Consider the following 14,192-nt stretch of genomic DNA (forward strand, 5'->3'; position numbering starts at 1 on the left):
CGCGGAGCCGGGGTGAGCTCACGCGCCTAGGGCGGGACCGAGAAAGACTCTACGCGAGACGCACAGAGAGCCCGCCAGGCATGGCCTGACGGGCTCTCTGTGCGATTCGGCGGACCTACCCCCGAAATCCCGCGGGATCTGGTTACACCCCGAAGTACAGCTCGTACTCGAACGGGTGCGGGCGCTGAGCCATCGGCAGGATCTCGTTCTCGTACTTGTACGAGATCCAGGTCTCGATGAGCTCCTCGGTGAAGACGCCACCCTCGAGGAGGAACTGGTGGTCCTCCTTCAGTGCGTCGAGCGAGTCGAGCAGCGAGTTCGGGACCTGCGGGATGTTCTTCGCCTCCTCGGGGGGAAGCTCGTAGAGGTCCTTGTCGACGGGCTCGTGCGGCTCGATGCGGTTCTTGATGCCGTCGAGGCCGGCCATGAGCTGCGCGGCGAAGGCGAGGTACGGGTTGCCCGATGCGTCAGGCGCGCGGAACTCGATGCGCTTGGCCTTCGGGTTGGAGCCCGTGATCGGGATGCGGATGGCAGCCGAGCGGTTTCCGGCCGAGTAGACCAGGTTGACCGGAGCCTCGAAGCCCTTGACCAGACGGTGGTAGCTGTTCAGGGTCGGGTTCGTGAAGGCGAGCAGCGCCGGAGCGTGCGCCAGGATGCCGCCGATGTACCAGCGAGCGATGTCGCTGAGCTGACCGTAGCCGGCCTCGTCGTAGAAGAGCGGCTTGCCGTCGTTCCACAGCGACTGGTGCGTGTGCATTCCCGATCCGTTGTCGCCGTACAGCGGCTTCGGCATGAAGGTGGCGACCTTGCCCCACTCTTCGGCGGTGTTCTTGACGATGTACTTGAACTTCAGGATGTCGTCCGCCGAGTGCACCATGGTGTCGAAGCGGTAGTTGATCTCCTGCTGGCCGGCGGTGCCGACCTCGTGGTGCGAGCGCTCGAGGATGAACCCGGCGTCGATCAGCTTCAGGGTGATGTCGTCGCGCAGGTCAGCGGTCTTGTCGACCGGGCTGACGGGGAAGTAGCCACCCTTGTACGGGGTCTTGTTGGCGAGGTTTCCGCCCTCTTCCTCACGACCGGTGTTCCACGCGGCCTCTTCGGAATCGACCTTGTAGAAGCTCTCGCCGGCGGTGACCGAGTAGCGCACGTCGTCGAAGATGTAGAACTCGGCCTCGGGGGCGAAGAACGCCGTGTCGGCGATGCCGGTGGAGGCGAGGTACTTCTCGGCCTTCTTCGCGACCTGGCGCGGGTCCTTCGAGTAGATCTCTCCCGTGCGCGGGTTGTAGATGTCGAAGATCATCACGAGGGTGCTCGCCTCGCGGAACGGGTCCATGTATGCCGTCGTGACGTCAGGGATGAGCTGCATGTCGGACTCGTGGATGCTGGCGAAGCCACGGATCGAAGAGCCGTCGAACAGCTGTCCGTCCACGAAGAAGTCCTCGTCGACAGTGGCCGCAGGGATGTTGAAGTGCTGCTGAACACCAGGGAGATCAGTGAATCGGATGTCAAGGAACTTGACGTCGTTCTCCTTGATGTAGGTCAGCACCTCGGACGAATCTTTGAACATGTACGACTCCTGGATTGCGGATCGATGGCTTCACGGCCATTGTGCACAGTACGTGCGGGGCGTTACCCCACGGTATCCGCTTTGTTTCGAGCATGTTACGCGCCGGTAGGCTGGATACGTGACGGACGCTGTGAACACGTACCCCGGAGAACGACTCGGAATGCCGCAGACGGGGACGGGCAGCATCGCCCGCCCTGGACGGCGAATCGGGGCCCTTCTCATCGACTATGTGGCTGCGACGATCATCGCCACCGGGTTCCTCGGCTACGACCAGTTCGCACTGCCCGCCGAGGCCGGCCTCACCATGTTCGCGCCGATGGCGGTCTTCGCCCTGCTGCAGATCCTCTTCATCCCGACGGCCGGCGGAAGCCCCGGGCACCGTATCCTCGGCATGCGCGTGGTACGTCTGGGCGGCGGCTGGGTGGGGATCTGGCGTCCGATCGTCCGCACGCTGCTGATCATCATCGTGATCCCGGCGGTCATCTGGGACGCCGATCAGCGAGGAATCCACGACAAGGTGACGGGACTCGTGCTCATCCGCGCCTGATCGGGCTCACTCCTTGCCGCGATTGCGGCGTCTGGCCTCGCGCGGAGCGCGACCGCCGAGGAACGAACGGGCAGGGTCGACGATATAACCCTGTCGCAGCGCTTCGCGACCGATGAGCATGCGGAAACCCATCTCGTCCCGGTTGCTCAGCGTGACCTCCGCGAGCACCTCCCGGTCATGCAGACGGATCAGCATCTCGACGACGAGTCGCTCCTGGGCATGGCCCGATGAGCTGCGCACGGCGCGGCGATCATGCACAGGGGACTCGACGATGACGGCATCCTCCTGGCTGTCCTGCCAGGGCTTCACACGGAACCGAACCCACGACACGCCGTCGCGCTCGAACTCCTGGATCTGGAATGCGTGCAGCGAAGAGGTGCGCGCGCCCGTGTCGATCTTGGCTTTGAGCCAGTCGACTCCGAGATCAGGCAGGCTCACCCATTCTCGCCACCCGATAAGGGTGTTTGAATGGGATGACTTACTCACCCGACCATCCTGGCAGGAAATCCCCCGTGAAGATCGCAGTGCTCTCCCGCGCGCCGCAGGCGTACTCCACCCAAAGGCTGCGCGCCGCTGCGCTCCAGCGCGGTCACAACGTCAAGGTGCTCAACACGCTGCGATTCGCGATCGACCTCACCGCAGACGAGCCGGACCTGCACTACCGGGGCCGTCAGCTCAGCGACTACGACGCGATCCTGCCTCGCATCGGCAACTCGATCACCTACTTCGGCACCGCCGTCGTGCGCCAGTTCGAGCAGATGGACGTCTACACGCCGAACACGGCGAACGGGATCTCGAGCGCGCGGGACAAGCTCCGCGCGAATCAGATCCTCTCGCGCCACAACATCGCGATGCCTCCCACGGCCTTCGTCCGCAACCGTGCGGACGTCCGTCCGGCGATCGAACGCGTCGGGGGTGCTCCTGTCGTCATCAAGCTCCTCGAGGGCACGCAGGGGATCGGTGTGATCCTCGCGCCGCAGGTGAAGGTGGCCGAGGCCATCATCGAGACGCTGCACTCGACCAAGCAGAACGTGCTGATCCAGAAGTTCATCTCCGAGAGCCGCGGGCGCGACATCCGCGCTCTCGTCGTGGGCGACCGCGTGGTCGCCGCGATGCGGCGATCGGCGGCGGGTGACGAGTTCCGCTCGAACGTCCACCGTGGAGGCTCGGTGGAAGCCGTCGAGCTCGATCCGATCTACGAGCGCGCAGCCGTGCGCTCAGCCCAGATCATGGGGCTCCGCGTCGCCGGAGTCGACATGCTCGAAGGCGACGACGGCCCGCTCGTCATGGAGGTCAACTCGTCGCCTGGCCTGCAGGGCATCGAGACGGCCACGAAGCTCGACGTCGCAGGCGCCATCATCGACTACATCGCCGGCCAGGTCGCATTCCCCGAGATCGATGTGCGTCAGCGCCTGACCGTCTCCACGGGATACGGGGTCGCCGAGCTGATGGTGCACGGAGCTGTCGACCTCGTCGGCAAGACACTCGGCGAAGCCGGACTGTGGGAGCGCGACATCACCGTGCTCACGCTGCACCGCGGCGTCTCCGTCATCCCGAACCCGCGCAAGCACGTCGTCCTCGAGGCCGAGGATCGGCTCTTCTGCTTCGGCAAGCTCGACGAGATGCGGTCGATGGTTCCGGAACGTCGCCGTCGCCGCGCGAAGGTCCGTCGCCTTCCGCGTCAGCCGCTGTCGGAGTGAACGACGAAGCGCGGACGCCCTCGCGATGAGGTGCGGCCGCGCTTCTGCGTGTGCGGGGGTCAGCTCAACGCGGACGCTGCGCCCTGACCTTGGTGGGGTCGATGCCCTTCGGGATAGGGAGCGACGAGATCGACTGCGACACGGACTCGATGCGTCGGATGACGGCACCCATGGTGGCCTTGTCGATGACCTTCGGAAGCTTCTTGATGGTCTTTGCGAGGTCGGCGATCGCGACGTCGTCGTCGCCGTGGCCGACGTAGAGCACCGTGACCGGCACGCCGTGGGCCACACGGGCTGCCTTGCTGCGCTCATCGTTGACCAGTCGGGTGAGGCGGCCGCGGGAGCCCTCTCCGACGACCACGACGCCGCCGCGACCCACGGTGCGGTAGACGGCATCCTGCGTCTTCGGGTTGATGCCGACCGGCGTCTCGGATCCCTGCCAGTTGCGTCCGAGGCTCGTGCTCAGCACGTGGCCCGTGGCGCCCGGCATACCGTCGATCTTCTGGTACATCGCAGAAGTCGATAGGCGCGTCATCAGGAACATCGCGCCGAGCAGACCGAGCATCAGACCGGAGATGCCCCAGAGGATGAGAGTCCAGACCTGGAACGGCGGGATCAGGTAGCCCACGATGAGGCCGATGAGGACACCGATGACCAGCAGCGCGATCTGGGCCCAGGGCAGCCAGGGGTAGATCTCCCTCGTGAACTTGAAGAGGGACTTGATCTGGGAGAAGAATCCCGGACGCTTCTCGGGCGCGGACGTGCGGTTTGCCATGTGCATAAGAATACCGACTCCGGGGTGCGCTGATGGCGTCGTTCGCGTCGGGCGGATTCGGGCGCCTCGTCTTCTCCTGCACACGCGGCCGATTCGTGCGCATGCGTGCACATCATGCGATGTCTGCGTGGGAGCGCCGTGCGATGCGATGACATGGGGGAATGGCGGAGAAGGAAACGAAGGCGAGCGGTGCGGCACTGGTGCCCGGTGCGCATCGGACGATCAGGAGGATCGACGCGGACGAGGGGCCGTACGCGGGAACGCTGGTCACCCGAGGCGCGGCGATGGCCGTTCTGGTGGACTCCGCCTCGATCAGCGGGTGGGCTGGGTGGGACCACGCCGGTGACGACCACGTCGCGGGGCCGCTCGACATCGTGCGGCGCGCCGACGGGCACGACGCGCTGCTCCCATGGTGCACCGAGAGGGTCTCGACGTTCGTCGGTCGTCGCGCGGCAGCCGGCGTCGCGCTCGGCTCCGGGGAGATGACGACCCTGGTCGCCAGCATCCTGCGAGGTCTCGGTGAGCTCGGACGGACCGACGAGCACGAACACACGGGTGGCTGGTGGCTCACGGATGACGGGCGACCGACTTTCGTGATCGGCGCAGGCGAGACGGCACGGACGGCAGCGGCGGGTCTCGTCGCGCGGATTCGCGAGGACTGCGTCGACCGCGCACTCGGTCGCCTGCTCGTCACGATCGAGGAAGGGCTGAGCGCTGCCACAGGACGGCCGGGGATGCCGATGCGACAGCTCGAGGGGTGGGAGGCAGAGCTGTTCGACACCGCGGCGCCGAAACCGCTGAGACGCGATGTGCATGCGCCTGAGCTGGCGAGAAGTGCGGACGCAGCGATCCGCGCAGCGGTCGTGCGACCCGACGAGCGAAGTCGGATGAGAACCCGTGCCACTCGCCCTATGGCGGATAGCCGCGTGCGCGCTGTGACGTCTCGCGTCGTCGCGCCCTTGCTGCGTCGCCTCGACCTCTGGCGGGGTGCGATGCTCCTCGTGGTCGCGCGCCGGCATCGGAGAGACGCGGATCGAGCACGCGCCGCCCGCGTCGACAGGAGGATGGAGGCCCCCACAGGGGGCGTCCGAACCCCCGTGCGACGTGGGCGGAGGGCGATCGTCGCTGCGGCTGCGGCCGTAGCGGTGCTCGCCGGCGGACTCCTCTGGCCTGGGGGAGCGACAGGGGAACCGGGCGACGGGGGTACCACGGCGGTGCCGACGAGCGGTCGGGACGCGGAGCAGATCGACTCTGCGTCTGCCGATCCGTCACCGGCGGCGACGCCGACGGCACCCGAACCGAAGCCGGACGAGTCCCCGAAGGGATCACCGCCCGAGCGAGCCGATCCGGAGGATCCGGTCGAGGCGGCGCACCACCTCATCGACGCGATCAGTACCTGCGCGGCGAACGACGACGCGGTCTGTGCCGAAGCGGTCGCTCAGGGGTCCATCGGGGTCGCGGACGCATTGGCGGAAGGTGAGGAAGCATTACAGCTCGAACCCGTGGACGAGTACGGGGATGTCGCCGTGATCCGAGCTTCTGCGTCGGGAGGGGAAGAGGACGGGGCGGAGTCCGCCGCTGGGGAGCGGATGGTCGTACTCGTCCGGGTGGCAGAGAAATGGCTGGTCCGCGACGTGTACGACGTCGCGGACCAGCCAGGATGATGCGGCGGTCAGGCTCCGAGCTGAGCGGCGAACTGCGCCGACTCGAGGCGGGCCTTCACAGCACCGAGGAAGCGTGCGGCGTCTGCTCCGTCGATGATGCGGTGGTCGTACGAGAGAGCGAGGTACACGTACGAGCGGACGGCGATCGCATCTGCGCCGCCGACCTTGACGAGACCGGGGCGCTTGACGACCGTTCCGGTGCCGAGAATCGCCGACTGCGGCAGGAAGACGACCGGAGTGTCGAACAGCGCGCCACGCGAACCCGTGTTGGTCAGCGTGAACGTGCCGCCGGCGAGCTCGTCGGGCTTCAGCTTGTTGTCGCGCGTGCGTGCCGCGAGGTCGGCGATCTCATGCGCGATCTCGGCGATGTTCTTCGACGCGGCGTCGCGCAGCACCGGCGTGAGCAGACCGCGCTCGGTGTCCACGGCGATCGAGACGTTCTCGGACTCGGGGTAGACGATCTGCTCGCCGTCGACCGTGGCGTTCACGATCGGGAAGGCACGCAGAGCCTCTGCGGCAGCGAGGGCGAAGAACGGCAGGAACGACAGCTTGTCGCCCGTCTTCTCGAGGAAAGACGCCTTGACGCTGTCGCGGTACTCCGCCAGAGCGGTCACATCGACCTCGACGACCGTCGTGAGCTGTGCGGTCTGCTGCATCGACTCGACGGCGCGCTTGGCCAGAACCTTGCGCAGGCGCGACATCGGCTGCGTGGTGCCACGCAACGGCGAGACCTCGAGCGGAGCGGGCGCAGCAGGGGCGGCCGCAGCGGCGGGTGCCGCCGACGCGCTCTCTGCGGCCTTGAGCACATCTTCCTTACGGATGCGTCCGCCGACGCCGGTACCGGTGACACTGGCCAGGTCGACGCCCTGCTGCGAAGCCAGACGGCGCACGAGCGGGGTCACGTACAGGTTGTCGCTCTCGGTCGGGAGGGACAGCTTCTGCTCGGCCGGAGCCGGAGCCGGAGCCGGAGCCGGAGCCGATGCCGCCGCGGGCGCGGGCTCGGACGGCGCTGCCGCCGGGGCGGGGGCGACAGGTGCGGACGCACCCTCGCTTGCCGGAGCCTGCTGCACGGGGGCCTCTGCCGCGGGAGCAGCAGGTGCTTCTGCCGCAGATGCGGGAGTCTCGGTGGGAGCGACAGGAGCCTCGGCGGCCGGAGCCTGCGCAGCCGGTGCGGCGGCGGGAGCTGCTCCAGAACCGACACGAGCAAGCACAGCGCCGACCTCGACGGTCTCGTCTTCGGCGGCGACGATCTCCTGCAGCACGCCGGCGACCGGCGAGGGGATCTCGGTGTCGACCTTGTCGGTCGAGATCTCCAGCAGTGCCTCGTCGACCTCGACGGTGTCGCCGATCTGCTTGAGCCAGCGGGTGACGGTGCCTTCGGTCACACTCTCGCCGAGTTCGGGGAGGACGATGTCCGTAGCGTCGCCTGCGGGGGCAGCGGCCGGGGCAGCCGCGGCAGCGGGCGCAGCTTCGGCAGCAGGAGCGGGCTCCGAGGGGGCCTCGGCCTGCGGTGCTGCATCCTGAGGGGCCTCCTCCGCGGCGGGCGCTGCGGCTGCAGGAGCATCCGCGGCAGGAGCAGCGGCGCTGCCGTCGCCGATACGCGCGAGGAGCGCGCCGACCTCGACGGTCTCGTCCTCGGCGACGAGGATCTCCTCGATCACACCGGTGACGGGCGAGGGGATCTCGGTGTCGACCTTGTCGGTCGAGATCTCGAGCAGGCCCTCATCCGCCTGAACGGTGTCTCCCACCTGCTTGAGCCAGCGGGTGACGGTACCCTCTGTGACGCTCTCGCCGAGAGGGGGGAGGACGACGGATGTGCTCATGACTGAGTCTCCTTCAGGAAGTTAAATGACGCGTGTCTAGCTTAGTGAACTGTTCACCGGTTGGTGTTCAGAGGGCGTGCAGCGGTTTTCCGGCGAGGGCGAGGAAGGCTTCACCGAGCGCCTCGCTCTGTGTGGGATGCGCATGGATCAGGGGGGCGATGTCCTCGGGGTGGGCCTCCCACGCGACGGCCAGCTGGCCCTCGGTGATGAGCTCGCCCACTCGGTCGCCGAGCAGATGGACACCGATGACGGGCCCGTCCTTGAGCCGGACCACCTTCACGAGGCCGGCTGTGCCGATGATCTCGCTCTTGCCGTTGCCGGCGAGGTTGTACTCGTACGCCACGACAGCGTCGGCGCCGTGCTCGGTGACGGCAGCCTCCTCCGTGACGCCGACCGAGGCGACCTCGGGGCTCGAGTACGTGACCTTCGGGATCTGGATGTCGGGGACGTGCGCGGGGGAGAGACCGGCGATGCGTTCCGCGACGGCGATGCCCTGCTGGAAACCGCGGTGAGCGAGCTGCAGACCGGGCGTGATGTCTCCGACGGCCCAGAGCCCGGGCACACCGGTGCGCAGGTCCTGATCGACCGTGACGAAACCACGATCGAGAGTCACGCCGGCCTCTTCGAAGCCGAGGTCGGCCGTGACCGGACCTCGTCCGACCGCCACGAGAAGGAAGTCGGCGGTGAACTCCTTGCCGTCCTCCAGCGTGACGGTCACCGAGCTGTCGTCCTGCGTGGCGCTCTGGTAGCGGATTCCGAGGGAGTACTGGATGCCGCGGCGGCGGAACGCCCGTTCGAGGCCCTTGCTCATCGCGATGTCCTCGTTGGGCACCAGGTGCGGCAGCGCTTCGATGATGGTGACCTCGGTGCCGAACGAACGCCAGACGCTGGCGAACTCCACGCCGATCACGCCGCCGCCGAGCACGAGCACGCGCTCGGGGATCACGTCGAGCGACAGCGCCTGTTCGCTGGTGAGGATCCGCCCGCCGATCTCGAGTCCCGGGAGGGTCCGGCTGTACGAGCCGGTGGCGAGGATGACATCGGCGCCGACGTAGACGTCGTCGCCCACGCTCACCGACCGGTCGGCGTTCAGGCGACCGAAGCCGGCGACGGTCGTGATGCCGCGGGCCTTCACCAGGCCCTCGAGGCCCTTGTACTTCTTAGCGACGATCCCCTCGCGGTATGCGCGCACCCCGGCGGGGTCGATTCCGTCGAGGGTCGCGGAGATGCCGACGTGGGCGGCGTCTCGCACATGCTCGGCGACCTCGGCCGCGTGCAGCAGCGCCTTCGTCGGGATGCAGCCGCGGTGCAGGCAGGTGCCGCCGACCTTGTCCTTCTCGATGAGCGCGACGGACTTGCCGAGCTCGCTCGCACGCAGAGCGGCGGCGTACCCGCCGCTGCCTCCGCCCAGGACGACGATGTCGAAGGTGTGCGTGGTCATGGTCATGCCTCCTTGTGGGATGCTTCGGCGAACGCGATGATCGACCGGACCATCGCTCCGGTGGGGCCCTTGTCGGTGAAGCCGTACGGTGCGCCGTTGTGCTCGCCGGAGCCGGCGATGTCGAGGTGCACCCACGGGATGCGCGGGGCGTCCTTCTCGTCGGAGACCCGGCCGACGAAGCGGCGCAGGAAGAGGCCGGCGTACGACGCCCCACCCATCCGATCGCTCATGTTGGCGTTCTGCATGTCGGCGATGGGGGAGTCCAGCGAGTCCTCCATGTAGGCCGGGAGCGGCATGTGCCACGCGAGCTCATCGGCGGCGTCGGCGGCGGCGAGGAACTCCGCGACGGAGTCGTCGTCACCGAATACGCCGGTGTGGCGGTGCCCGAGAGCCATCACGATCGCTCCGGTGAGAGTCGCGACGTCGATGATGACGTCGGGGTTCTCGCGGCTGGCCGCGACGAGGCCGTCGGCCATGACCAGGCGCCCCTCTGCATCCGTGTTCGGAACCTCGACGGTCGTGCCGTCGAGGATGCGGATGACGTCTCCCGGACGCAATGCACGACCTGACGGCATGTTGTCGGTGATGCAGAGCCAAGCGGTGACGTGCACGGGCAGGGCGAGAGCGGCGATCGCCCGCAGTGCTGCGACGCTCGTCGCGGCACCGGCCATGTCGAACTTCATGCCGACCATCGAGGCCGCCGGCTTGAGCGACAGCCCGCCGGTGTCGAACGTGATCCCCTTGCCGACGAGTGCGATGTGACGTGTGGCGTTCGCGGGTGCGTAGTCGAGACGGACGAGGCGCGGCGGCCTGTCGGAGCCCTGCGCGACGCCGAGGATACCGCCGAAGCCCTGTTCGGCGAGCGACTTCTCGTCGAGGATCTCCACCGAGACATCCGCCAGCCCGTCGACGCTGTCGGCTGCGCTCTGTGCGAGCTGGGCCGGGCTCTGCCACTCGGCCGGGACGAACACGAGATCCTTGATGAGGGCCATCGCCTCGCCGACGGCGATGGACCTGGAGAGTGCGGACTCGTCGAGGTCGGCATGCAGCAGGACGGAAGACGCGCGGGTCTTGCCCGACTCCTTGCGGTAGCCGTCGAACCGGTAGCCGCCGAGCACGGCGCCCTCTGCGGCGGCGGCCGCGAACTGCTCGAGACCGGGAGCCAGGGCCACCGAGACCGTCTCGAAGCCGGTCAGAGACCGGAGGGCTGTGCCTACGGCGTTGCGCACGGCGGAGGCATCGGGCTCACGGCCTACGCCGACGACGGCGAACGGCAGGGTCGTGACCTCGGGGGCGTAGGCCCGCGTGAACGACGAGGCCGAGCCGGTGTGGCCGACGGCCTGCAGGGAGTCGGCGAGTCCGGGGTAGCCGGTCAGCGACTCTGCGGAGTCCGAGATCTCGGGGATGACGAGCACTGCGGCGTCTGCAGCGCTTCCTGGGAACTGATCTGTGGTGCGCGAGAGCGCGGGAAGCGTCATACCTCCATCCTAGGAGGGTCGCGCGCCCGGGCGCCGAGCGGGTGTTCGCTCTCAGCTTGAAGGTCACCGCCCGGCCGTCCGAAGCTGCTCGTAGCATTGACTCATGCCCTTCTCCGGAGAGATCCATGAACGTGTAGCGAACGCACCGGTCGTGCCGCGCGGACTGCCCCTTGTCCTGCTCCTGACGGGTTTCACCGACGCAGGCAGCGCCGTCTCCGGGCTCATCGAGCACCTTCGCGAGACGACGTCGCCCGAGCCGATCGCCGTCTTCGACAACGACGTGCTGCTGGACTACCGCGCCCGCCGCCCGGTGATCTCCTTCGACCAGGATCACCTGACCGAGTTCCGTCCTGCCCGGCTGGAGCTCTCGCTCGCGACCGACGCCCTCGGCCAGAAGTTCCTCCTCCTCGCCGGTTACGAGCCGGACTTCGCCTGGAACGAGTTCGCGCGCACCGTGCTCGAGCTCGCCGACGAATTCGAGGTCTCCGGGCTCAACTGGGTGCACTCGATCGCGATGCCGGTCCCGCACACCCGCCCCATCGGCACGACGGTGAGCGGCAACCGCCGTGAGCTCACCGTGGCTCACTCGGTATGGCGCCCGCGCACCCAGGTGCCGGCCACTGCGGGGCATCTCCTCGAATTCCGCTTCGCGGAGCACGGTGAGCGCGTCGTCGGGTTCGTGCTGCTCGTACCGCACTACCTCGCCGAGACCGAGAACCCCGACGCCGTGATCGCGGCAGCCGAGAAGCTGATGGCCGCCACAGGCCTGGTCATCCTGCTCGATGAGGTGCAGGAGCGCCGCCAGGACTACCTCACGCGCGTCGACGACCAGGTGCTGGGCAACGATGAGCTGCAGCAGATGGTGCAGGGGCTCGAGCGCCGCTACGACGCGTATATGGCCGGTCGTGATCCTGAGGACGGGTCGTACGACGAGGGCGGATTCAACGAGCGCGACCTGCCGAGCGCGGATGAGCTCGCCGCAGAACTCGAGCGCTACCTCGCCTCGCGCCCCAGCGGCGACGAGGACAAGCCGGGTCGCGGCTGACATCGAGCGAGCGAACTTGGGCGGATTGCACCTGCATGCCCACACGTGTGCGATACTAGGACTCTGACCCGTTGTCAATCGATCTTTCCGGAGATCGGACTTGACAAGGGTCTTACTAGTGTCCGAAATGCTCCGGGGCCTGCGAGCGGCCCCGTGAAAGGCGAAACGTGACTCCTGCCACGACGAAGAAGACCCGGACGAAGAAGACCGCCGACGCTCCCGAGGTCGATGCTCCGGTCGAGGAGGCCGCTGAGAAGCCGGCGCCCAAGACCGCCGCGCAGCGTGCCGCTGCCAAGCGCGCGCCCGCGAAGAAGAAGAAGGCCGATGACATCGTCGAAGACGACGAGACTCCTCCCGCCGCAGAGCCCGATGAGGACGATGAGGACTCCAAGCCGAAGTTCACCGAGCCTCTGCCCACGGGAGCGATCGTCATCTCGTCGAACGACGACGAAGACGTGCCCGTCTACTCCACCCAGATCACCGGTGCGACCGCCGACCCTGTCAAGGACTACCTGAAGCAGATCGGAAAGGTCGCCCTGCTGAACGCGGCCGAAGAGGTCGAGCTCGCGATGCGCATCGAGGCCGGCCTGTTCGCCGAGGAGAAGCTCTCCACGATGACGGCCGCCGAGAAGGCCAGCCAGCTCGGGCTCGACCTGCAGTGGGTCGCCCGCGACGGTCAGCGCGCGAAGAGCCACCTGCTCGGTGCGAACCTCCGCCTCGTCGTCTCGCTCGCCAAGCGCTACACCGGCCGCGGCATGCAGTTCCTGGACCTGATCCAGGAGGGCAACCTCGGTCTGATCCGCGCCGTCGAGAAGTTCGACTACACCAAGGGCTTCAAGTTCTCGACGTACGCCACCTGGTGGATCCGTCAGGCGATCACCCGCGCGATGGCAGACCAGGCCCGCACCATCCGCATCCCCGTGCACATGGTCGAGGTCATCAACAAGCTCGCCCGAGTGCAGCGCCAGATGCTGCAGGACCTGGGCCGTGAGCCCACGCCCGAAGAGCTCAGCCGCGAGCTGGACATGACGCCCGAGAAGGTCGTCGAGGTGCAGAAGTACGGCCGAGAGCCGATCTCCCTGCACACGCCTCTCGGTGAGGACGGCGACAGCGAGTTCGGTGATCTCATCGAGGACACCGAGGCAGTGGTCCCCGCGGATGCCGTGGGCTTCACGATGCTGCAGCGTCAGCTGGAGCAGCTGCTCGACTCGCTCTCCGAGCGTGAGGCCGGTGTCATCCGGATGCGCTTCGGACTCGGCGACGGACAGCCCAAGACCCTCGACCAGATCGGTGACACGTTCGGCGTGACGCGTGAGCGCATCCGTCAGATCGAGTCGAAGACGATGGCGAAGCTCCGCCACCCGAGCCGCTCGCAGTCGCTGCGGGACTACCTCGAGTGATGCAGGCGAACGAAGGCAAGGCGCTCGAGGCGAGCGTCGACGGCAAGAACTACGCGCGCATCCCGCTGCGGACGCGCGTCGTCATGCCGAACGACGACCTCGACTCCGTCGTCCTGGAGTACGCGAAGGAAGCTGTTCAGCCCGGTGACCTGCTGTTCGTGACCGAGAAGATCGTGGCGATCACGCAGGGCCGGTCGTACCGGCTCGACGAGATCACGCCCCGTCCGCTTGCGCGCTTCCTGTCGCGATACGTCGTCCGCACCTCCTACGGCATCGGTCTCGGCATGCCCGAGACGATGGAGATGGCCCTGCGCGAATGCGGCACCCTGCGGATCCTCTTCGCAGCCGGCGTCTCGGTGATCACCAAGGCCTTCGGGCGTCGCGGTGACTTCTACCGCATCGCAGGTGACAAGGCACGCGCCATCGACGGCCCGACGAAGAACACGATCCCGCCGTACAACCAGGCGGTCGTCCTCGGACCGAAGAACCCGCGTGAGGTGGCCCTCCGTCTGAAGAAGATGCTCGGCGGCGACCTCGAGGTCGCCGTCGTCGACATCAACGACATCGGCGGCAACATCCTCGGCTCGACGCTCGACAAGGCGGGGGAGCGTCGGCTCGTCCAGATCCTGGGCGACAATCCTCTCGGCCAGGCGACGCAGTCGACCCCGATGGGGATCGTCCGCGAGGTCTGACCTCCGCGTGAGCGACGCCTCAGCAAGAAGGGCCCGGATGCTCAGCATCCGGGCCCTTCT

At 67.5% G+C, this 14,192-nt stretch carries 12 protein-coding genes; 6 read left to right on the top strand and 6 right to left on the bottom strand.

The features are described from left to right. Window positions 1–142: 142 nt before the first annotated feature. The gene (gene glnA / locus LQZ85_RS16090) at window positions 143–1,567 is read right to left on the bottom strand and encodes a type I glutamate--ammonia ligase (protein WP_053096279.1); all 1,425 of its coding nucleotides are present in this window, start codon (window positions 1,565–1,567) and stop codon (window positions 143–145) included. 160 nt (window positions 1,568–1,727) lie between these two features. Here glnA and LQZ85_RS16095 point away from each other — a divergent pair, with 160 nt between their 5' ends. Continuing rightward, window positions 1,728–2,114, top strand: coding sequence for an RDD family protein (locus tag LQZ85_RS16095; RefSeq protein WP_150115179.1), 387 nt, complete (start codon window positions 1,728–1,730; stop codon window positions 2,112–2,114). 6 nt (window positions 2,115–2,120) lie between these two features. Here LQZ85_RS16095 and LQZ85_RS16100 read toward each other — a convergent pair whose 3' ends face one another. Then, window positions 2,121–2,600 carry an ATP-dependent zinc protease gene (locus LQZ85_RS16100; protein WP_053096276.1) on the bottom strand — a complete coding sequence of 160 codons (480 nt, stop codon included), beginning with the start codon at window positions 2,598–2,600 and terminating at the stop codon, window positions 2,121–2,123. Between the two features lie 26 nt (window positions 2,601–2,626). Here LQZ85_RS16100 and LQZ85_RS16105 point away from each other — a divergent pair, with 26 nt between their 5' ends. Continuing rightward, entirely contained in the window at window positions 2,627–3,814 is a 1,188-nt protein-coding gene (locus LQZ85_RS16105; protein WP_053096274.1) for a RimK family alpha-L-glutamate ligase, read from the top strand. A gap of 64 nt (window positions 3,815–3,878) precedes the next feature. On the opposite strand, the gene LQZ85_RS16110 is transcribed toward LQZ85_RS16105, so the two are convergent. Next, window positions 3,879–4,589, bottom strand: a complete 711-nt coding sequence (locus tag LQZ85_RS16110; RefSeq protein WP_053099128.1) for a DUF4191 family protein — start codon at window positions 4,587–4,589, stop codon at window positions 3,879–3,881. 161 nt (window positions 4,590–4,750) lie between these two features. On the opposite strand from LQZ85_RS16110, the gene LQZ85_RS16115 reads away from it, so the two are divergent. Then, complete coding sequence (locus LQZ85_RS16115) at window positions 4,751–6,253, top strand: hypothetical protein (protein ID WP_056278816.1); 1,503 nt, start codon at window positions 4,751–4,753, stop codon at window positions 6,251–6,253. A gap of 8 nt (window positions 6,254–6,261) precedes the next feature. Here LQZ85_RS16115 and sucB read toward each other — a convergent pair whose 3' ends face one another. The 3 genes from sucB to LQZ85_RS16130 form a co-directional block, all read right to left on the bottom strand. Next, window positions 6,262–8,076, bottom strand: coding sequence for a 2-oxoglutarate dehydrogenase, E2 component, dihydrolipoamide succinyltransferase (sucB, locus tag LQZ85_RS16120; RefSeq protein WP_230101207.1), 1,815 nt, complete (start codon window positions 8,074–8,076; stop codon window positions 6,262–6,264). Between the two features lie 67 nt (window positions 8,077–8,143). After that, on the bottom strand, window positions 8,144–9,517 hold the full coding sequence (gene lpdA / locus LQZ85_RS16125; protein WP_056278814.1) for a dihydrolipoyl dehydrogenase: 1,374 nt from the start codon (window positions 9,515–9,517) through the stop codon (window positions 8,144–8,146). A 2-nt stretch (window positions 9,518–9,519) separates the two neighbouring features. Further along, window positions 9,520–10,995, bottom strand: a complete 1,476-nt coding sequence (locus LQZ85_RS16130; RefSeq protein ID WP_056278813.1) for a leucyl aminopeptidase — start codon at window positions 10,993–10,995, stop codon at window positions 9,520–9,522. A 103-nt stretch (window positions 10,996–11,098) separates the two neighbouring features. On the opposite strand from LQZ85_RS16130, the gene LQZ85_RS16135 reads away from it, so the two are divergent. The 3 genes from LQZ85_RS16135 to LQZ85_RS16145 all read left to right on the top strand — a co-directional run bounded on the left by LQZ85_RS16135 (window position 11,099) and on the right by LQZ85_RS16145 (window position 14,132). Further along, window positions 11,099–12,040 carry a PAC2 family protein gene (locus LQZ85_RS16135; protein ID WP_053096264.1) on the top strand — a complete coding sequence of 314 codons (942 nt, stop codon included), beginning with the start codon at window positions 11,099–11,101 and terminating at the stop codon, window positions 12,038–12,040. A 167-nt stretch (window positions 12,041–12,207) separates the two neighbouring features. Continuing rightward, on the top strand, window positions 12,208–13,440 hold the full coding sequence (locus LQZ85_RS16140; protein ID WP_053096261.1) for an RNA polymerase sigma factor: 1,233 nt from the start codon (window positions 12,208–12,210) through the stop codon (window positions 13,438–13,440). Then, window positions 13,440–14,132 (top strand): coenzyme F420-0:L-glutamate ligase, encoded by a 693-nt coding sequence (locus LQZ85_RS16145; RefSeq protein ID WP_053096259.1) that lies wholly within the window; start codon window positions 13,440–13,442, stop codon window positions 14,130–14,132. Before LQZ85_RS16140 ends, LQZ85_RS16145 begins: the two co-directional genes overlap by 1 nt. The last annotated feature ends 60 nt before the right edge of the window (window positions 14,133–14,192 follow it).

Origin of the sequence: Microbacterium sp. Bi98, from assembly GCF_918698045.1 — a bacterium.
Lineage (GTDB): Bacteria > Actinomycetota > Actinomycetes > Actinomycetales > Microbacteriaceae > Microbacterium.